Origin of the sequence: Fictibacillus sp. NPDC058756 (assembly GCF_042746035.1) — a bacterium.
GTDB lineage: Bacteria > Bacillota > Bacilli > Bacillales > Fictibacillaceae > Fictibacillus.
In genome coordinates, this window is the sequence record NZ_JBHYPU010000001.1 from 783504 (window position 1) to 804211 (window position 20708).

19 protein-coding genes are annotated in these 20708 nt (G+C 39.1%); 13 read left to right on the forward strand and 6 right to left on the reverse strand.

Features of this window, described 5'->3' with window-relative positions:
• Nucleotides 1-187 precede the first annotated feature (187 nt).
• Genes ACFW35_RS03815 through ACFW35_RS03825 form a run of 3 tightly spaced genes read left to right on the forward strand, consistent with a single transcriptional unit; the run spans nucleotide 188 to nucleotide 2228 of the window.
• Nucleotides 188-736, forward strand: coding sequence for a sigma-70 family RNA polymerase sigma factor (locus ACFW35_RS03815; protein WP_379847375.1), 549 nt, complete (start codon nucleotides 188-190; stop codon nucleotides 734-736).
• Nucleotides 737-740: 4 nt separating this feature from the next.
• Nucleotides 741-1421: a hypothetical protein gene (locus tag ACFW35_RS03820; RefSeq protein WP_379843903.1), complete on the forward strand. Its 681-nt coding sequence runs from the start codon at nucleotides 741-743 to the stop codon at nucleotides 1419-1421.
• A gap of 42 nt (nucleotides 1422-1463) precedes the next feature.
• Nucleotides 1464-2228 (forward strand): DUF4931 domain-containing protein, encoded by a 765-nt coding sequence (locus tag ACFW35_RS03825; protein WP_379843904.1) that lies wholly within the window; start codon nucleotides 1464-1466, stop codon nucleotides 2226-2228.
• Between the two features lie 61 nt (nucleotides 2229-2289).
• On the opposite strand, the gene ACFW35_RS03830 is transcribed toward ACFW35_RS03825, so the two are convergent.
• Nucleotides 2290-3924 carry a M20/M25/M40 family metallo-hydrolase gene (locus ACFW35_RS03830; protein ID WP_379843906.1) on the reverse strand — a complete coding sequence of 545 codons (1635 nt, stop codon included), beginning with the start codon at nucleotides 3922-3924 and terminating at the stop codon, nucleotides 2290-2292.
• 569 nt (nucleotides 3925-4493) lie between these two features.
• Between ACFW35_RS03830 and ACFW35_RS03835 the strand changes: the two genes are divergently transcribed.
• From ACFW35_RS03835 to ACFW35_RS03850, 4 genes are all read left to right on the forward strand, one after another.
• Nucleotides 4494-5198: an ABC transporter ATP-binding protein gene (locus ACFW35_RS03835; RefSeq protein ID WP_379843907.1), complete on the forward strand. Its 705-nt coding sequence runs from the start codon at nucleotides 4494-4496 to the stop codon at nucleotides 5196-5198.
• Nucleotides 5182-6489: an ABC transporter permease gene (locus ACFW35_RS03840; RefSeq protein ID WP_379843909.1), complete on the forward strand. Its 1308-nt coding sequence runs from the start codon at nucleotides 5182-5184 to the stop codon at nucleotides 6487-6489. Before ACFW35_RS03835 ends, ACFW35_RS03840 begins: the two co-directional genes overlap by 17 nt.
• Nucleotides 6490-6770: 281 nt before the next feature.
• Nucleotides 6771-7454 carry a Type 1 glutamine amidotransferase-like domain-containing protein gene (locus ACFW35_RS03845; RefSeq protein WP_379843910.1) on the forward strand — a complete coding sequence of 228 codons (684 nt, stop codon included), beginning with the start codon at nucleotides 6771-6773 and terminating at the stop codon, nucleotides 7452-7454.
• 69 nt (nucleotides 7455-7523) lie between these two features.
• The gene (locus tag ACFW35_RS03850; RefSeq protein ID WP_379843912.1) at nucleotides 7524-8108 is read left to right on the forward strand and encodes a superoxide dismutase family protein; all 585 of its coding nucleotides are present in this window, start codon (nucleotides 7524-7526) and stop codon (nucleotides 8106-8108) included.
• Between the two features lie 269 nt (nucleotides 8109-8377).
• Here the strand turns inward: ACFW35_RS03850 and ACFW35_RS03855 are convergent, their stop codons facing one another.
• The 3 genes from ACFW35_RS03855 to ACFW35_RS03865 are packed head-to-tail and all read right to left on the reverse strand — an operon-like array spanning nucleotide 8378 to nucleotide 10979.
• The gene (locus ACFW35_RS03855; RefSeq protein WP_379843914.1) at nucleotides 8378-9169 is read right to left on the reverse strand and encodes an ABC transporter permease; all 792 of its coding nucleotides are present in this window, start codon (nucleotides 9167-9169) and stop codon (nucleotides 8378-8380) included.
• Nucleotides 9170-9181: 12 nt separating this feature from the next.
• Nucleotides 9182-9970 (reverse strand): ABC transporter permease, encoded by a 789-nt coding sequence (locus ACFW35_RS03860; RefSeq protein WP_379843915.1) that lies wholly within the window; start codon nucleotides 9968-9970, stop codon nucleotides 9182-9184.
• On the reverse strand, nucleotides 9954-10979 hold the full coding sequence (locus tag ACFW35_RS03865) for an ABC transporter ATP-binding protein (RefSeq protein WP_379843917.1): 1026 nt from the start codon (nucleotides 10977-10979) through the stop codon (nucleotides 9954-9956). Before ACFW35_RS03865 ends, ACFW35_RS03860 begins: the two co-directional genes overlap by 17 nt.
• Nucleotides 10980-11304: 325 nt before the next feature.
• Here ACFW35_RS03865 and ACFW35_RS03870 point away from each other — a divergent pair, with 325 nt between their 5' ends.
• On the forward strand, nucleotides 11305-13053 hold the full coding sequence (locus ACFW35_RS03870) for a mechanosensitive ion channel (protein ID WP_379843918.1): 1749 nt from the start codon (nucleotides 11305-11307) through the stop codon (nucleotides 13051-13053).
• Nucleotides 13054-13157: 104 nt separating this feature from the next.
• Nucleotides 13158-13886 (forward strand): ZIP family metal transporter, encoded by a 729-nt coding sequence (locus ACFW35_RS03875; RefSeq protein WP_379843920.1) that lies wholly within the window; start codon nucleotides 13158-13160, stop codon nucleotides 13884-13886.
• 33 nt (nucleotides 13887-13919) lie between these two features.
• On the opposite strand, the gene ACFW35_RS03880 is transcribed toward ACFW35_RS03875, so the two are convergent.
• On the reverse strand, nucleotides 13920-14585 hold the full coding sequence (locus ACFW35_RS03880; protein ID WP_379843922.1) for a DUF2642 domain-containing protein: 666 nt from the start codon (nucleotides 14583-14585) through the stop codon (nucleotides 13920-13922).
• 106 nt (nucleotides 14586-14691) lie between these two features.
• A complete protein-coding gene (locus ACFW35_RS03885) occupies nucleotides 14692-15477 on the reverse strand; it encodes a hypothetical protein (RefSeq protein ID WP_379843924.1) in 786 nt (261 codons plus the stop codon).
• 329 nt (nucleotides 15478-15806) lie between these two features.
• Between ACFW35_RS03885 and pyrH the strand changes: the two genes are divergently transcribed.
• The 4 genes from pyrH (at nucleotide 15807) to ACFW35_RS03905 (ending at nucleotide 20642) form a co-directional block, all read left to right on the forward strand.
• On the forward strand, nucleotides 15807-16541 hold the full coding sequence (pyrH, locus tag ACFW35_RS03890; protein ID WP_077359621.1) for a UMP kinase: 735 nt from the start codon (nucleotides 15807-15809) through the stop codon (nucleotides 16539-16541).
• A 106-nt stretch (nucleotides 16542-16647) separates the two neighbouring features.
• Entirely contained in the window at nucleotides 16648-18171 is a 1524-nt protein-coding gene (locus ACFW35_RS03895) for a spore germination protein (protein WP_379843925.1), read from the forward strand.
• Nucleotides 18168-19256, forward strand: a complete 1089-nt coding sequence (locus tag ACFW35_RS03900) for a Ger(x)C family spore germination protein (protein WP_379843927.1) — start codon at nucleotides 18168-18170, stop codon at nucleotides 19254-19256. The genes ACFW35_RS03895 and ACFW35_RS03900 overlap by 4 nt, the downstream gene beginning before the upstream one ends.
• Before the next feature lie 516 nt (nucleotides 19257-19772).
• On the forward strand, nucleotides 19773-20642 hold the full coding sequence (locus tag ACFW35_RS03905; protein ID WP_379843928.1) for a hypothetical protein: 870 nt from the start codon (nucleotides 19773-19775) through the stop codon (nucleotides 20640-20642).
• The last annotated feature ends 66 nt before the right edge of the window (nucleotides 20643-20708 follow it).

Genomic DNA, 20708 nt, shown 5'->3' on the forward strand with positions numbered 1-20708 from the left:
GCCTTCCTTGTCCTGCGGGCTCACCGCACGCCCCGCGGAAAGCGAGCATCCTGGAGTGGAAATCAATGCTCCTCTTATTTCTTTAAGAGCATCAAGCTTACAGAAGAGTCTTTAAAAAAATGAATAAAAACCATAAGTACAATCGTCTAGTATTACGTAAGGATGGAAAGGGGGAGAGGACTTGAAAATGATACGCACTAGTAGCGAACAAGAGCTTTTTTCACAAGGGCTAAGTCAAGAAGAATGGCTGATCCAGATCATGGAACTGTATGAAGACAAAGTGATCAGACTTGCTTATACCTATGTTAAAGACAGAAAACTAGCAGAAGATTTAGCTCAAGAAGTTTTTGTGAAATGCTTTGTCCATAAAGATAATTTCCGGAGTGATTCATCTGTTAAAACGTGGGTCTATGCAATTACCGTTAACATCTGTAAAGACTACCTTAGAAGCGGCTGGAAAAAGTACATTCATCTCATAGACCGGTTAGGAAAATCCAAACAGTGCTCTTCTTTAACGCCAGAACTTACAATTGTACAAAAAAGTGAACACGAAGCTTTGGCAGATGAGGTATTAAAGCTTCCTCTCAAATATAGGGAAGTCATACTTCTCTTCTATTATAAAGAACTATCCGTCAGTGAAATAAGCCAGATTTTACATAAAAAAGAGCCGACGATCCGAACATTGCTTCAGCGCGGACGAGAAATGCTGCGGCGAAAATTGGAGAAGGGGAGATGAAATCATGGAAGATCCTCTAAAGCAGCTGCCTGAAATATTAAACAATGGCCGAATGAAAAATATTACGTTTAAAGAAGAACATAGGCAGAAGGTTTTGCAGAAGACCCGTGATCTAAACAGACCTCCTGCTCCTAAAAGCTGGCTATATCATTGGTTTCACCAAAGTCTGGGTTTGGCACTTGGAGTAGCTTTCATCTTTATATTTATTCAGTTCGCCCAGAGCACACCATCAAAAGTGGAACAAAAGGAAGCTGAACAGATGGTTAAGACTCCCTATGCGAATCAGGCGATCTTGACAAAAGCAAGGCACGATATGAGGAATCATCATGATGTAACAGGTATAGATGCTTACCAAAAAGGTGATACACTATCGGTACACATTATTTTTCCCGACAATTTGACGCGAGAAGAACAGATCAACTTGACGAAATCCTACTTGAAAGAAGTGTCCCATCTAACATTGAATGAACCATACGAAGCACAAGAATACTTGGGAGAGCTTTGGAATTATGTTAATGTAAAAGTGTATACAGCAGGAGAAACTGATGATGACATGCTTGCTGAAAGACTTCAGATTGAATTCGGTTTTGACTGGCTTGGTTCAATTGACAAAAAAGAAGGTATACTGAAGTGGGAACAAATTTCTGATAAACAACCATACACGGGAACAGGAAATATTCATTAAGAATAGAAGATACTAAGGAAACAAACAAAAGCGGTGAAAAGCATGAAAAATACACATATTACTTTCTTTACTGATATAGGAGCTCAAAAACCTAACAGCATTAAGAACAGAGAAACTCCTTGTCCTTTTTGCCGGATCGATGAGCTGGAAGAAGTCCTCGATCATAGCGGTTCAATTATTTTAGTAAAAAATAAATATACAGTGCTCGATCAAGCCTTTCAAACCGTCCTGATCGAAACAGACGAGTGCGAAGGGGAATTATCTGAGTACACAAAGGAACACCTCTATAAAGTCTTGAATTTTGGAATCGAACATTGGGAGCGGATGATTCAAAGCGGAAAATACCGTTCCGTCATGTTTTTTAAAAACCATGGTCCATTATCAGGGGGAACAATTAGGCATCCTCATATGCAGATCATTGGGTTGAACGAGGTTGATTGTCAGCATGACTTTTCAGAGAGTCAGTTTGAAGGTATACCTGTCTTAGAAAAAGAAGGCGTCAGATTTACCGTTTCAAATGAGCCGCGTGTAGGTTTTTATGAGCTTAATGTGATCTGGGAAAAAGATGCCGAGCTTTCGCTATTTGCTGACTGCATACAAGCGGGCACGCATTTTTTGCTGAATCATTTTCATAGGAACTGTACAAGTTACAATTTATTTTTCTATAAAAATAACGAAACAACGTACTGCAAGATTATGCCGCGCTTTGTTACTTCACCTCTATACATGGGGTATGGCGTCCAGCAGGTGGCAAACAATATAGAAAAGATTGCAAATAAAATCAAGGAAATTTATTTTTCCGCATAATAAAACCAGATCTGTTTATGGCAGATCTGGTTTTTAATTTTACTGTGCTTTAACTGGTTCTTTAATTTTTACTGCTGTTTTCAAACAATGTTTCCATGGCATAAACGATCAATGGGTGAGTTTCATCCATCACTCTATTAATCTCAAGCCGCTCGGTCCATTGATGAGCATCCTTGCCGAGAGGGCCAATGTTGATTACCGGAATGTCGATCTCTCTCATATCATCAAACGGAATGTTGTACCTGGATCCTAATAGAGGGAAATTGCTTGTGAACGAAGACAGGTCACGAGCATCTCCTTTAAAACCGATGTAACTCAAATCAGATAAGCCGCTGAAGTAATGCACGTTCACCAGATTGCTGTTGAACTTTTCTTGAGCGTGCTGTACCACCTTTTCGGTAGTGTGTTTAATCAATGGATGGTCGCTTGAACATACAGCCGGATAAAAAGGCGGTGTATAGAATAGTACCGTCATTGGCGCTAAGTCCCTGCAGAGGCTGGCTAGTTCGAACACATATTGAATGGTTAATTCTCTTTCGTCTGCGTTAGGATTGTTGGTCTGAAGCATGTTTTCTCTTCGATCGAGCTCTTCCTGACCGTATTTTTCAACCGCATGTTCATAAAGTTCATTAAATGTGATCACTTTGATTCTCTCTTTTTTAGGCGTGAAAGGAATAATCTTTGAGACTTGCTGGCTTTTTTTATACAGCCTGTTCTCGAGCGATGAGGCTGCTTTTTGTGCACTATTAATAAGCATATTCGTAATCTCAGAAAGCGGTCTGTTAAACAGCATTAAATTAAAAAGCGTCACAGCTGCGTGAGGTATTTGCACAGAATAGTGATCTTTTAAATCTTTTTGAATGAGATTAGCAGGTACTGGTGTTGCTTCATCACGGAAGGTTTCAACATAATCAACGTTCCATTCTAGTTCTCTCGTAATCTCAGCTGCCATCGCATTTCCGTTCATGCCGGCAAGAGGTTCTCCGACATGCGTTTCCTTTCCGTAGCAAAGAAAGCCGGGCAGAATCTTTCCAGTAGACCCCGTATACATATAAGGAGAGGTATCCCCAGGGAATTTTGTGAAACTCGGTTCGCCGTTTAAACATGCGATGTATTTAACATCGTATTCCTCTTGAAGCTGGCGTAAAACACTGACTCCTGCCAGCATTCCCGCTGAATGAACTTCTTCATCTGGAACAGAAATCATCAGTACATTTCCTTTGAAATGACCAGTTGCCGCTTTTTCGATCATCGATATATGAAGAGCAACTCCTGCTTTCATGTCCATTGTTCCGCGGCCGAACAGCCACTCGCCAGAGTTTAGATCATCCTGCACAAAAGGATGAAGAAGCTCTTTGTTCTCTATTATCTTTTCAGTCAATTCATCAGGACGAAAAGCTAGGTGCTTCCATTCGCCAAAGTCTTCAACTGCAACAACGTCAAAATGACTTAAGAGAATGATAGTTTCTTTTACAGAAGGATCATTCTGAACGAAAGCTGTTATCAATTTCCGCCCATCAGGGGTCGGGTGATGACGAAGATGATCTGGATTCTTCGTAAAATATTCAAGAGAAGAAAGAGTATGGTAGAGATGCTCAGCCATAAACATTTCTCCGTCATGGTTTGTGATACTCGGTATAGATACAAGATCTTTTAATAGTTTCGTATAACCCTCTTTAGACTGCCACTTTAACATGTATGTCCCTCCTTGATGTATGCCTTTGTTTACTATACTACTCTTTCCCTTTAAATCCTTTTTTTAAAAAGGGTGACTGTGAAATTTAAGGTGCAGGATGTTTGTGAGATTTGTTGATCTCCGTTTCAGGATGCTCGCTTTCCGGGGGGCGTGCGGTGAGCCTCCTCTGCACTTTGCGCACTAGGAGTCTCACCTGTCCCGCTGATCCCCCAGGAGTCTCGCACCTTACACTCCAATCAACTTGTCAAAGGAGTCAATCATCATCAACATTCACAATGAAGCCCAAACCTTTTAGAAAAATAAAGAGTTTGGTAGAGCCTGAAAGAAAATACAATATGAAGCGCGTTACCACGTCGCATGACATACAAAAGTATATTCAAGTGGCATGCCTGAAGTCTCGCACCTTATAGCTCAATCAACTTTCCAATGAAGAATTAAACACAAAATGCAACAAATTTTTAGAAAGGAGCCTTTAATAAAATATTTTGGAATGTATTGACAATTAATCGATATACATGGTATATGTGTATCATACTAAATAGTACACTTAATACATAAGGGGTGGGAAAATGATTTCTGTAAGCAATTTATCTTATGCATTTAAAATCGGAAAGAAAGGAAAAGAAAATATCGTTCCTGTACTGCATGATGTTAATCTTCATGTTGCAGAAGGTGAAATCGTTGCTGTTGTAGGAAGAAGCGGCTCTGGTAAATCAACATTATTAAACTTGATCTCTGGTTTTATCCAGCCAGAAGTAGGAAACATCACGATCAATGGAACAAATCTAAGCAAGTTTTCTGAATCAAAATGGGCGGAGTTCCGCTTGAATCACCTTGGTTTTATCTTTCAAAGTTTTCAGCTGATACCGTCCATGTCCGCGTTTGAAAATGTGGAGCTTCCGCTTGTTTTAAAAGGAGTAGGCGAGTCGGAAAGAAAAAAGAGAACGGAAGAAATGTTAAAACGTGTAGGTCTGGAATCTTTCCAAAATCATTACCCAGGAGAGCTATCAGGCGGACAGCAGCAGCGTGTAAGTATTGCAAGAGCATTAATTTTGAACCCGCCTCTTATTTTGGCGGATGAACCAACGGGAAGCTTAGATTCGGAAAATGAAAAACAGCTATTATCTTTTATAAAAGAACTTAACGAAAAATACGGAATCACATTCTTAATGATTACACATGACCATGAGGTAGCTTCCATCGCTCATCGCAAAGTTGAAATCATTGATGGGTACTTAAGAGAGGGGAGAATGCTTCATGAAGTTCAAAGATAAGCACAGGTTTGTAAGAAGCAATATGAAGAAAAACAGAACACGTGTCTGGATGACAATCTTAGCTTCAACGATCGGATGTGCTTTCTTGATCATGCTGGCATCCATCGGATTTGCGATTCATAAAACAGCAGTAGACGATGTGATGAGCTTTCGCATGGTGAACGAAATTCAAGTTCATAAAGAAAGCGGCATGATGACAGAAAACGATGTTAAGAAGCTTGAACAGATTAAAGGAGTTAAAGCGGTAACGCGAAAAAAATATACGCCGGCAAACCAGTTATCAATTGGTGAATATAATACATTTGCCAATGTAATGAGTGCCCATATGCCTTCTGAAGAAAAAGCCGGATTCGAACTTGATAAAGGCCGCATGCCCAAGAATAAAAATGAAATCGTAGTTGGCTACCATTTTGCAGAGGAATTGCGAAAAGATTTGCCAGAAGGTTTGAGTGAAGAAGAAGCTCAAAAAAAGATGAAGGAATTTACGTATAAAGGTAACCTGTTGAACGAAACATTAACTTATCATTTGAAGACAGATAATCCTGAAATAAAAATAGAGGGACCTGAACAAACTGTTGATGTTAAAATCGTCGGAATCGGAAAAAAGCCAACCCGAGAATGGGCGCATGATAATTCCGTATTTATCACAGAGGATTTATATAATGAAGTAATTTCAACTTTAGGAAAACAAGATCCAAAAATTGCATCAGCAGATGAACTAAAAAATTATGGAGAAGTTAAAGCATTCACTGCATCAGCGGATGATGTAAAAGAAGTAACAGATCGAATCGAAAAGCTGGATTACATGACGTATTCCATTATCAAAGAGTTAAAACAGATGAACGTTTATTTCACTTTATTTAAAGCAGGATTGATTTTTATCGGTGCAATTGCCGTTTTAATCGCTTCTATCGGTATATTTAACACGATGACAATGGCTGTTACGGAAAGATCGCAGGACATCGGAATCATGAAAGCGATCGGTGCTACTCCGAAAACAGTTAAACGAATCTTCCTTTTAGAGAGCGCTTATATCGGTTTGTGGGGTGTGGGATTGGGTACCCTTTTAGCTTACCTTACCAGTTATGGCGTGAACTTTGCTCTTCCTATTATTATTGAGCGGTTTATCAATGAAACACCGCCGGAAGGATTCATGCTTTCATATATTCCGTGGAGTCTGACAGCAATAGCGGTAACGATTTGTATGGGTGTTACATTGCTTTCTGGATGGAGACCAGCTGCAAAAGCAACTACTGTAGATGTTTTAAAAGCGTTAAGAAGAGATGTTTAAATGAGAGCACCAGTCTGAAGCGGCTGGTGTTTTTTATGTGCTGTTTATCTGAGGTGTACAAATCTAATGAGGAAAAATGAACTTGCAGAATTAACTGAGATATTTAAGGATTTAAGCACAATATTTCATGAATTACTTCTTAAATTTCAGGAATTTTTAGCTGAATTTAATGGATTAGTGACTAAACCATTCCAACTATGTATGTCCCAAAAGGAAAATGAAACAGAAAGGAAATTACAGAATCGTTGACGAATTTGAATAAAAAGGAGTTGGAAAACAACATGAAACAGATAATCGCAATGGGTGGCGGCGGATTTTCGATGGAACCTCAGAACAAAAAGCTCGATCACTATATACTTGAGCAATCAAAAGCTGAAAAACCTCATATTTGTTTCATTCCGACAGCAAGCGGAGATTCAGAAGGTTATATCGAACGTTTCTATAAAGCATTTGAAACGGAGAATTGCGTGCCAGGGCATCTTTCTTTATTTTCACCTCCCCAAAACTTAGAAGAGTTTGTTAAAAAGCAGGATATTTTTTACGTGGGCGGAGGGAATACGAAGAATTTACTCGCGCTATGGAGAGAATGGGGACTGGATAAGCTGCTCAAAAAGGCATACGACGAAGGAAAGATCTTAGCGGGTTTAAGTGCAGGTTCTCTTTGCTGGTTTGAAGAAGGAGTTACAGATTCCTTTGGACCGCTCCGCGGGCTTTCATGTTTAGGGTTTCTCCAAGGAAGTCATTGTCCACATTATGATGGAGAAGAACAAAGAAGGCCGGCTTATCACCGTCTGATAAAAGAAGGATTAAAAGCTGGATACGCAGCAGATGATGGAGCGGCGCTGCATTTTATTAACGGAAAACTGAACAAGGCTGTAAGTTCCCGAGAAAATGCTAAAGCCTATTATGTACAACTAAAAAATGGGGAAGTTGTTGAAACAGTACTCGAAAGCCATTTTCTTTAAAATGATGTTTAAAGTTCTGATGATTGGGCGGAGAATAGAATATCGCTAATCATCAGGAGGGAAATGCTTTTGAAAAAAATACTAAAAATTATGATGCTAATGGTACTAGTAGCCATACTAGCATCGTGCGGAAACAAAAAAGAAGACGAGCATAAAGATCATGAGATGGAAGAATCACAAGCGGCATCCAGTAAAGTAAAAGGCGGATCGTACATTGTGAATCTAGTAGACACGAAAGGGAAAAAAACGGGAGAAGCAACGTTGACCCAGACTGCAGAAGGGGTCAATGTAGAAGTAAATGCCACTGGTTTAAAGCCAGGTGAACACGGGATTCACTTTCATGAAAAAGCAATATGCACACCGCCAGATTTCAAGTCAGCGGGAGCCCATTTTAACCCGACGGATAAAAAGCATGGCTTTTTAAATCCAAAAGGACCGCATGTTGGGGATATTCATAATATTACAGCTGACGAAAGCGGTGTAGTTCACGGGGAAGTTCTTTCAACGATGGTTTCACTTGCTGAAGGAAAATCAAACTCGCTGTTTTCAAACGGAGGGACGGCGCTCGTCATTCACGCAGACACAGATGATTATAAAACAGATCCCGCCGGAAACTCAGGGGACCGCGTTTTGTGCGGGGTAATTAAAAAATAAGGTTTTCTTCTAAAAGATTGTTGCTTTTGACTGATTGCTTCTTTGACAAGTTGATTGGAGTGCAAGGTGCGAGACTCCTGCGGGACAAGCGGGACAGGTGAGACACTGTAGGTGCAAAGCGCCAAGGTGGCTCACCGCACGCCCCGCGGAAAGCGAGCATCCTGGAACGGAAATCAACACTTCCAAGAGCAACAAAGGTTACGATAACAGCCAAAAATAAAAAACAAGCAGGCTTCTCGTTGTTACTAACGAAAAAAGCCGACTTTTTCTTAACTTCCTGTACTCGTAAAGGCTCTAAGCCCTCGATTCCAAAACCAGTATGCTAAAGCGCACGATACGATTGCAGCAACAGGTGTAAGCAATGCGAGGTTTTCAAATCCTGAACCTTTTATAAAGTATGCGGCAGGATAAAAAGCTGTAAATCCATAAGGAATGACCCAAGTTAATAAGTGTCTGATTCCTTTATGGTAGATCGTAAGCGGATATCGTGCAAAATCGCTTAAATTAAAAATCGTCCACACGATTGGAAGGCTATCAACCATCCAAAAAGACAGCGTCGCAAAAAAGAGATTCACCGCTACGAAAATAAAACCAGATGCAATAATCATAATCACAAGAATGAAATATTCCATGAAGCCCCATGAAATATCTAAGTGCGGCATCGCCGTTCCGAGAACGATAATTCCGATAAAAAGCTGGCCGAACCCGTCTTGCTGAAGGCGATCTGCGATAAAATGAAACAGCGGATTAATCGGCCGGATCAGAAGGCGGTCAAACTTTCCTGGGCGAATGTATTGCCAGCCAAGTGTCCACAGGTTATCAAAGAAAATATGGTGTATCGATCTGCCGGTAGCTGCAATACCGTAAATGAATAAAATTTCATAAAACGTCCAGCCGTTCAGTTCGTGAATATGGTCAAAAACGATTTTTACAAAGAATATACCGGCAAATTGCTGAAGCATAACGGACAATACGCCGAGCAGAAAATCCATTCGATATTCCATCATGACTTTTAGATTCTGTTTACAAAACAAGTAATACAATTTCATGTACCGTATCAAGAATGTCCCCTCCTATCCTCCAAAGATCGTTACTTTCTTCATCGCCACCGACCATAAAACTCTAAGCAACCCAAATAATAAAACGGCCCATATTAACTGTGATCCCACTGCAAGCCAAGCTTCTTTTCCAGTCAAAATTCCGGTGTAGATCGCTACGGGCACATACACCATAGCCTGAAACGGCAAGAAGAGACTTATTGTCTGAAACCAGTCTGGAAACAAAATAAGAGGAACAAGTGCACCAGAGAAAAAAGAAACAACTGCTTCTTTCATAACTTCAAGTCCCCATAGATTAATTGTCCAAAAAGCAAGAATAGCGATTAAGAGATCAAAAAATGTTCCGATCCAGATTCCCATTAGTGCACTAAGTAAAAATAAGATTCCAGATTGCCAGGTTGATGGCAAAGTTACATCCATAAATACAAATGCGAGTATTCCTAAAGGCAATGCACCACGGATAAGGTAGATTACTTTATCGCCTATATCCATAGCTATCAGGCGGGTGATCAAGTGGTAAGGGCGCATAAGTTCAATGGCTACATTACCATCTTTAATCGTATGAGCAAGTTCCCGGCCGACACCAGAAACGAACATTTGCAGAAACATCGCGATAATGATGTAGGTGATCATTCCATCAAAAGACATGCCTTCAATTTCTGAACGGTTGCTGTACACAGCCTTCCAGAAGAAATAGATAACAAGCATTCTTAACAGAACAGAAAATGTATTTGCCCAAAACCATGCAGAATAGGCCGCATGAACTTGCATCTGAACACGAGCGAACTCAATGTACTTCCTCATGCTGCACCTCCTTTGTCATCCCTTTGCCGTATATTTCTTCAACGATTGTTTCGATTTTTGGATCTGCAATCGTAAGGTCGGCAACTGTATAATGATTCATCATAATACTGATCAATTCTGCTCCAGATAGGTCTCTGCTGCTGAAAGTGATCGGAATTTTGTGCAGATCTTCTTCTTCACGAGGCAGGACCTGAGCAACATGTGCAAGCTCTTGAGGCAAAGCAAAATCATCTGAGTTTTCTAGTTCAAAATGAATAACGCGCTTATCGCCGAATTGCGATTTGATATTTTGAATAGAGCCGTCATAAATAACCCTTCCATCATCAATGATGATAATTCGCTGACAGATCTCTTCTATGTCCTGCATGTCATGAGTCGTTAAAAGTACAGTCGTCCCATATCTGGCGTTCATCTGTTTAATAAAACTGCGGATTCTTACTTTTACCGCAACATCCAGTCCGATTGTCGGCTCATCGAGATAGACAACTTTTGGAAGGTGCAAAAAGGCAGCTGCAAGCTCACATCGCATCTTTTGTCCTAATGAGAGCTGCCTGACGGGAATTCCAAGCAAAGGTTCAAGATGAAGTACTTCAACAAATTCAGCAAGTGTTTCTTCATATTGTTTTTGAGGAATCTCGTAAATATGCTTTAACAGCTCATAGCTTTCTCTAACAGGAATATCCCAGAACAATTGAGTACGCTGGCCAAACACAGCTCCGATGTGAGAAGCATTCTGTTTACGATTTTCATAGGGTATGATGCCGTTTACTTTTACTTCACCTGAGGTAGGGGTTAGGATACCAGTCAGCATCTTGATGGTTGTCGATTTTCCAGCTCCGTTAGCACCGATATACCCGACCATTTCACCTGCTTCAATATGCAGATTAATTCCTTTAACCGCTTCTTTCGTTTCATATTTTCTATAAAACAATGATTTAACAGCACCGCGGAGACCGGGGTCACGTTTTGCTATTTTATAATGTTTTGCAAGATTATTAACTACGATCATATATGTCACTCCTTAAAAATGGGCACAAAAAAACCACAGACAAATTCCTGCGGGCATGTGTGCATATTAAATTTTTGCTCACGATGAGGCGTCAGGTCATAAAGGGATATGAAATTACTTTGAGTCTATGTATGAAGTCCACATTTAATCCCTCTCCTTTTGTAAACGTTTGCACTAGGCAATAACCCTATTATATCTGAATCTTTAAAAATTGTAAAATATATCCTCTATCCAGTTTTTTAAGTATGTAGTTTAACTGATTATCGCATTGGGAAAGTACAGCTTATGAAGAGATATTTATATCAAGCATAAAAGGAGGAATAAAATGTACGATTACAATGGAGTAACTGATTCGTGGATGGCGTATTTAGGTAGATTGCCAGATTTGCTTCTAGCTATACTTGTTTTATTAATAGGCTGGCTGATCGCCTCATTAGTCTCAAAAGCAGTGAGAAAAGCGCTGCATAAAACAGATTTTGATAATAAAGTTGCAAGATGGATGAAACCTGACACAGATGGTGAACATACAGAAAAAACGAGGTCCAGTAAATATTCCTCAGAGGAAATCATAAGTAAAGTGGTTTTCTGGATTCTTATGGCTGTGGCTATTGTAATGTTCTTGAACATGCTTAGTCTTCCATATGTAGCTGAACCGATTTCAAATGCACTTGGTGTTATTGCAGCAGCAATTCCTAATCTATTAAAAGCAGCGTTAATTGCAGCGGTTGCTTGGCTGATTGCTTCTGGATTATCAATCTTAGTAAAAAAACTAGGTCAGAATACAGCTTTTGAAAGACTTCTTAATCGCTGGAAACTGACTCGTGAACCGGGCCAGTCTAACAAAGCCGTACTTTCTGCATCAAAAGCAGTGTTCTATCTGACGCTTCTGTTATTCTTGCCTGCAGTATTAGCTGCGCTAGGCATTGATGCCATTTCTGAACCTCTAGAAGGAATGCTTTCCGGATTCTTTGCATTCTTACCTAAACTTCTAGGAGCTGCTATTATCCTGTTTGTTGGCTGGATTGTAGCCAAGGTTGTAAAAGAGATCTTAGTAAACTTTTTACAAAGCATCGGTACAGATCGCCTCGCTTCAAAATTAGGTGCTGAACGTGCTTTAGATAAAACATCATTATCACAAATCATTGGTACGATTGTTTATGTGTTTATTTTGATTCCAGTCGTAATCTCAGCACTTGAGACGCTTGATATTAACGGAATTTCTGGACCTGCTATCGGAATGCTTGGCCAGATCATGGATATGATTCCAAATATCATCGTAGCGATCATTCTTGTCGCAGCAGGGCTATGGATTGGTAAATGGGTGAAGAATGCTGTAACTTCATTATTGGAACGCGTTGGTTTTAATGGCATCTTCCATAAGATGGGTCTTGGCTCTCTTCATAAGAGCGACCAAACGCTTACCATTTCACAAATTATTGGTTACGCTGCACAAGTTCTTGTTGTATTGTTATTTACAATTGAAGCACTTCAGCTTGTTAACCTTGAAAGCTTAGTGAGTATCTTATCAGTTGTTCTTGCTTATATCCCAATGGTATTAACTGCCGTTCTTGTTCTAGGTATCGGATTCTATGCAGGTGACCTAGTGAAACGTGTAGTTATGAGCATGGTAAAACAACAGACAGAGGGCAAGCTGCTTGGCAACATTGCGAAATATACAATCATTACTCTTGCGTTTTTCATGGCTCTTGACCAGCTTGGTGTTGCGAAGACAATCGTAAACGCTGCGTTCATCCTGATCTTGGGAGGATTCACTATTGCATTTGGACTTGCTTTCGGCTTAGGCGGACGTGAAGCAGCAGGACGCACGCTGAATAAATTAAGCAGAAGAATGGAGCAGACTACTATTCAAAGCCCAGACCCGGCCGAGTGGAAAGATAAAACAAGTTTAAAGGATTTCCGTACGGACAGCTCTAAGACAGAAAACAAGTCTGGGAACGTTGATTTAGAAAAACCTCATACGATTGCACGTGATCGTCAATTTAACCATTTAAATACGCCAAGTGATGAATTTGGCATTAATAAAAACAACGATCCTAAACGCAACGACTTTTAATTGAAACTAAGAATAGTGGACCTGCACTTTGCGCATCCACTATTTTTTTGTGTATAGAAAAAATGCGATTAGGAAATGGTGATAAAAAAGAGAGGGGATGAAGCATGCTGCAAAGTGCCTTTTGGGGAGGAGTGGCAGGTTCTGCTGTATTGCTGGGAAGCTTTGCGGGACTTGCCTTTCATATTCCAAAAAAATGGACAGCTTGGATCATGGCGTTTGGAACAGGTATATTAATCGGTGCTGTTTCATTCGAACTGCTGGTTGAAGCTGTTGAACAAAGTAACTTAAAGGTAACAGCGATAGGTTTTATTCTTGGGTCTGGTATTTTTACAATTATCAATAGTATTCTTTCAAAAAAGGGTGGTCACGAAAGAAAAATGTCCGGTGTCAAAAAGGCAAAAGGAGCTGGCATGGCCATATTCTTTGGTACTTTATTAGATGCCATACCAGAATCTGTTTTGATCGGTGCTAGTTTGATTGAACAAAGCAAAGTAAGCTGGCTGCTAGTGATAGCCATTTTTCTAAGTAATTTTCCTGAAGGGTTGTCCAGCTCGATTGGATTGTTAAAAGAGGGTTTTTCCAAAAAGAAAATAATAGGTATGTGGATATCAGTGTTTATTATATCTGCAATCGCCGCTTTGTTGGGTTTCATATTATTAGACGGGGCATCTGTTTCGTCTCTTTCATTAATTGGTGCATTTGCAGGTGGAGCGATCATGTCCATGGTAGCTTCTACGATGCTTCCTGAAGCACATGAAGATGCAGGGGCTGCTGTCGGTTTGATCACATCATTAGGTCTGTTAAGCTCATTAGTTTTAACCCATTTTTCATGAAAAAAACTTCGTCGAAGCGAAGTTTTTTTTATATTACGGAAGGTGGAGCGTCTTAATATGCTGGATACTAAGAAAAACGTTCTTATTTCTCTCGATGGTAAGCTGCAGCTGGCTATTATCCATTTTAACTAATTTGCCAATTTTGTTTGGATCTTTTCCTAAATCAAAAATAACAAGCTTTCCTTCGTATTTTTTACATTGTTCAGTAAATGTTCTGGCTAATGTCATGTTGAAAGGAACCAATGGCAGCTCTTCGTTTGACAGTGTATAAGGCCGTTCACTTTCTTTATAAGGTATGAGCCACTTTAAATGCTGCAAAGGAATAAGCATCATTTTATAGACGGGTGAATAGAAAATGAAGTAATCATTCATTATGTTTGTTATATACCCATGAATGGATTGATTACTTGTGATAAACACCTCTGAAAACAGCCCTTTTGCATTCGTTAATATTTTTCTTAAAGAAATGGTTTCCTCTTCAAAGTTAATCGGAAAACTTTTAGGCTTTTCGATCTCTGTTTCATTATCTATCATGCTGCTGATAAGGTGAATGTGCATTTTAGGTATATATATAAATTGCTCTCCGTCATAAACCACTATGATATCTGAACCAATATCGATAACGATTCCTGTAATACGCTTGTTACCGCTGATTGAAAGCTCAACCGTCTCACCAATGAACTTGTTGAAAATAGTCAAAACAATCCTCCTATCAATAAAATTTCTCAAAAAGAAAGGGAAATAAATAACCTTTCATAATGCAAATAAATGTCCTGTTTTTATGAAAAAACAGGACAATTCATTATTACAGTCTGAACCAGCCTTGCTGCTGATCTGGACCTGCTAATCTTGGCTGTTTACCTTTTTTTTTCTTTCTTTTCTTCCAATGGTGACAGGATGAAGATGAAGATGAAGATGAAGATGAAGATGAAGATGAAGATGAAGATTCACATTTTTTATGAGAAGACTCTTTCTTATGAGAGGATTCTTTCTTATGAGAAGACTCCTTCTTATGAGAAGATGATTCACACCATGAAGATGAAGAAGATTCCTTTTTGTCGTTAGAGGATTCTTTTTTGCTAGAAGACTCTTTCTTGTGGCTGCTTTCTTCACGACATCCGCCGATTTGGCTAAAGCTCTTAATATGGAAGATAGCAATGATAATAACTTCGTCGCATCTAATTACTTCAATCGTGTTGTGGTTAACAGCTACAAGAACTCCCTCGACGCTATCTGGACCTCCGCGATTAATTTTCACCTTATGGTTGATGAAATGTCTTAACACATTGTGGAACGTATCGTTAGTACATTTTTTCGGGTTAGTCCATTTGCAGCAGATTTCATCCGCTTCTAAAACGATTGCTTTTACATGGAAAAGCTGATAGAAGATTAACTCTTTATCGTGTTTTCCGTCTTTGCCCTTGCCCTTCCCTTTACCATCTTTATCGAATGATTCGATGGCTAGGAAGTCTTGGCCTACACAGACTAATCTTCCAACTCTTGATTCTGGACCGCCAGTATTAACTTTGATCTTTTGGCCCAATAATTTGCATAGCTCTCTTTGAGAGAGTACGGATTTATGTTTATCCAAAAATGTTTCCTCCTGATAATGATTTTGACTACTCTTGTCCATGCATTATATGTATCTCTCTATTGAAAAGGCATAGGTAACCTGTCTATATTTCATAAAAATGGTCAAACGTTTAATAGAAAATTTTTATGGGGAGTATATTTAAATTTCACTTACACAAGCTGGAGAGTATATAATGGAAGAAGAAAAAAAGAGGAGGCGGATAATGATGGTTAATGTACAAAAAATAGTGCAGCAAAATCAAAAATATCCGCCGTCTTTTAACCGGAAAGAACAGGTGACTTATTAATTGTCATTTGTTCTTTTTTTATATAGAGGAGGAGAAGAAGATGCGTTATAGACGGGTTTTAATTAAACTAAGCGGCGGAGCCCTTGCTGGAAATCAGGGAACAGGGTTTGATCATCTTTCTTTAAATCACATTGCAAAAGAAGTTTTATCCGTCATTGAAAAAGGGATTGAAGTGGCAATAGTCGTTGGAGGAGGCAATATATTCAGAGGGAATTTAGCGGAATATTGGGGAATTGAAAGAGTAGAAGCAGATCAGATCGGGACATTGGGAACAGTTATTAACAGTTTAATGTTAAGAGGGGTCTTGAAGAGCAAGATGGACCGGGAAGTAAGAGTGATGAGTTCTGTTCCAATAAGTGCAGTTGCGGAACCTTATATCAGGCTGAGAGCTGTTCATCATTTAGATAAAGGATATGTCCTCATATTTGCAGGAGGAAATGGCCAGCCATACGTCACAACCGATTATCCTGCAGTTCAAAGAGCTCTGGAAATGAACTGCGATGCCATTCTTTGTGCAAAACAAGGTGTTGACGGGGTGTATGACAGCGATCCAAACCGATTTAAAGAAGCGAGGAAATATGCTACGCTTCACTATGATGAAGCGATAAGAAATAATTTAAAAGTTATGGATCAATCCGCACTTATTTTGGCAAGGGACTACGGTTTGCCGATCCACCTTTTTGATTTTAACCAAGAGGGCTCATTCTTGAAAATATGCAGCGGTGAAGATATCGGGACATTTATCAGCAATAACATAGAAACAGCACTTGTTTAAACAAGTGTTTAAAAAGGCATTCCAACGCTAGCTGCTGGAATGCCTTTTTGTATATTTACTCAATCCTTTTCTCATATTAAGGAAGAGAAAAGAGGTGGCAGACATCATGATGAAATGGCTGAAAAAGAAGCCAAAAGAGCAAAGCCATACGATCGATTTATCAAACAATACATATGCAAACATCGTGGAGCTTATTGATAATGCGAAAGACTCGGCAGACTTTATTCATTATTCTCAAAAAACGGTTCATCACAATGTGTATATCTCTTATTATAAAGCTATGATTGACGGTGAACTGCTGCATCGTGATTTTCTTCCTTACCTTATTCACAGCAAGGATTTTAGAGCCCTTAAAGACTTAAAAGATATTTTGCCTATTGAAAGTGTAACAATCACAAATGATATAAAAGAAATTCAAAACAAGCTCCTGCGAGGATTTATTGTCGTACAGTTCGGTGAATATGATGAAGAATGTGCTGTTATCCGAGCTGAGAATTTTTCTACTAACCGTCCAGTATCTGTTTCTGAAATTGAGTTTTCCGTTATCGGACCAAAAGAAGCTTTCATCGAAAACCTGGATAGCAACATATATTTAATTAGAAGAAGACTGCCGGTACCCGAGCTTCGCTTTAAAGAAATAATAATTGGCAAGTTTTCAAAAACCCGTGTAATTATTGCTTATTTAGAAGGAATAGCAGATAAAGAAAATATCAATACTGTCACTCAAAGGATAAAAGATATTGAGACTGAAGTGATTCCAGACAGCTCATATTTGGAACAAATGATCTCTGACAACACAAAATCAGTATTCCCGCAACTTGTTACCACAGAACGTCCAGACCGGGTTGTTGCTATGCTGAATTATGGACAAGTAGCCATCCTTTCAGAAGGCTCACCTCAAGCATTGCTTGGTCCGACAGGAATTACAGAGTATTTTGTATCTCCTGAAGACTATTATTTATCTTGGGTGCTTGGCTCACTTTTCCGTTTCATTCGATTTATTTCTGTTATTTTTTCTACCTTCGCCACGCCTATATACGTTGCTGTGTTAACGTTCCATTATCAGATGATTCCTAAAGATCTGCTTGCACCTTTAATTTCATCCCGTGTTAATATTCCGTTTCCTCCCATTTTAGAAGTATTGTTTCTCGAGTTGACCATTGAGTTACTGAGGGAGGCGGGTGCACGTTTACCGACTAAGGTTGGTCAGACACTCGGTATTGTAGGAGGTATTGTAATCGGACAGGCATCGGTTGAGGCTGGATTGACAAGCAACATCTTGTTAATCATTGTATCGTTATCAGCTCTTGCTTCATTCACTACACCGATCTATAAGATGGCAAACACCATCCGTATATTGCGTTTCCCATTTATCTTTCTTGCAGCTTTATGGGGCGGGGTTGGGATCGTTCTTGCGATGAGTTTTATACTGGTTCACCTGTTAAGACTAGAATCACTCGGAAGACCATACATGGCTCCGCTCTATCCGCCACGGCTTTTAGACATGACAGACACTGTAATCAGGCTTCCTTACAATAGGCTGTTAAAACGGCCAATAAGCCTAGGTACTCAGCTTCCGTCTAAAGACAAGATAAAAGAAATGAGAAAAAAGAAGGACATCGATGAATGATGAAAATGAAGAGCCTTTTCATAGTTTCTATTCTTTTTTTATTGATTGGCTGCGTACCAAAACAAATTATTGATGAAGTTCAGCTGATTCATGCTATTGGCTTTGATGAGCTTCCTAACCATAATATTAAGGGAACGATAACCTATCCGATCTTTGATCCTGATGGTACGGTTCGAGTTGAATCACTTTCAGCTGTTTCACATACTAGCCGGTTTATTCGTTCAAAGCTAAACACAAAATCACCCAAAACGCTGTCTACAGGACAATTAAGAATCGTACTCTTTAACCACAAATTCGCAAAAAAAGGAATATTGGATATCGTTAACTCCCTATACCGTGACCCTAACGTAGGGAATCGTTTATATTTATCAGTTGTTGAAGGCAGTGCCAACGAATTATTAACAACAAAATATACGGCTGCACCTCTTCCTTCCATTTATCTTATGGATTTGATCGAGCAAAATATTGAAAGTGAAAATCTCCCAAAAACAAATTTGCACGTTTTTCTCTACAGTTATTATGGAGAAGGAATTGATCCGTTTTTGCCAATCGTTAAAACAGAAAAAAAGGCAATGCGGCTAGAGGGCATCGCTCTTTTTAAGGATGATAAATATGCAGGCAAAATTAGCCACATTGAGTCTTTTGTATTTAAAGTTTTGGTCGATGGATCAAAAACCGGGAACTATGAAGTTGAACTGAAAAAAGGAAAACAAAAAGGCCATGCTGTTGTTCGGAATATAAAAGGAACTACCTCCTATAAGGTAAAAAAAGTAAATGGAGTCCCTGAATTCGATGTTAAGCTAAAAATTTTAGGGGAGATCCACGAATATCCTCCTTGGTTAAACTTAGAAGAGAAGCCGAATATAGACCTTGTTGAAAACACATTTAAAAAACAAATTAATAAAGACGCCAAAAAAATAATCGCTAAGTTTCAAAGGTTAAATGTTGACCCGCTAGGATTTGGGGACCAGGTGAGACGACGGGAAAAAAATTGGGATTTCAAAAGATTTCAGGAACAATACCCTGATATGAAGATAACCGTATCAACAGAAGTTGAAATCGTTGAATCGGGAGTAATTGAATAATGGAATTTGGTCAGCAGCTATTTGTGGCTGCTGGTTTTCATTTTTTAAGGGTCTCTTAAAGATTGTTGCTTTTTATTCTTTTCTTTGAAAAGTTGATTGAAGTGTAAGGTGCGAGACTCCTGCATGCCAACTACCTGAAAATACTTCTCGCAAGTTACTACAAAGAGCATTTGTGAAATTCTTCATTGAAAAGTTAATTGGAACGGAAGGGCGAGACTCCTCGAAAATGAACTTCACATTTTCTTCGTGCAATGTAACGCTGTCGAAGCCTTCCTTGTCCTGCAGGATGAGTGGGACAGGTGAGACCATTCAACGTCGCAAGGCTACGAATGGGCTCACCGCACACCCTGCGAAAAGCGAGTCTTGAAGTGGAAATTAACCTCTTTCAAAAGCATCAAAGTATACGAAAACAGGTTTTAAAAAACGCGGACAAAAAATCAGATCTCTTGCGAATAGTTATAAAGTTATTCTTATATAGAGCTATAGAGTAGCGAGAGTTTAAAGGGGGCAATTACTTTGAGAACAACAGATGAGAAAATTAAACTTCGCAATCATTGGTTTAAAATTATTTTAATCAGTCTTTTTTCAATGGTCTTAATGTTTAAAATTGCTGTAACTAAATTTACGTTTCATTTTTCCGATATGCTGGCTTTTATTCTAGCCATTTTTGCAATCGGAATCTGCAGTATGTTTTATGTGAAAATAAATGAAGCGCTCCAGGCTTTTTCAGCAGCCGGAAAATCCTTACTGCCTGTTTCTAATAAAAATAAGCAGTACGTGACAGAAGAAGCGGAAAAGATGATCGAAGCAGAAGTTACACTAAATGAATCAGACAGAGAAGACCTGGAACGCCAATTATTAACGTTAGAAGAACAAGTTAAACGAATGAAACAAGTACAAAAAGAAATCACGAACAGATTAATTGATGAAGATCTTCATGAAGATGATAAGCGAGATTATATTGAATATCTCTTACAGAAAGAAAAAGAAATCATGCTGGCAAAACAAGAGATTGTACGCATTACTTCGTTGCTTGAACCAGAAGAAATGATTGAAGAAGAAGCACACGAAGATGATGAGCAGCACATGGAAGATATTCAAGATGAACCTTCTGTTCAAACGGCTACCGCTAAAGATGTAGTACAGCTTTTAGGAAAAGAATTTGTTTTGAATGCAAGTCTTGAGCAGTTCAACCATAAGATGAGAGAGATACAGCATTCGATTACGTTAGAAACCGCTAACCACCTAAAGGAAGAGGGATTGATCGATCCATACTTTAATGTAACACGCAAAGGCTTAAAAGAGTTTAGACGTGCTGCAAAGAAATTTAGTTATGAAGATGGTGTAAAGTTTCTATCGAAAGTCGTTCAAAGAGGAAATAGATAAATAAGAGCTGATTCACTAAAAAGCTGTTTTGCTTGAGTGAATCAGCTTTTTTTATCTGAATTCGTG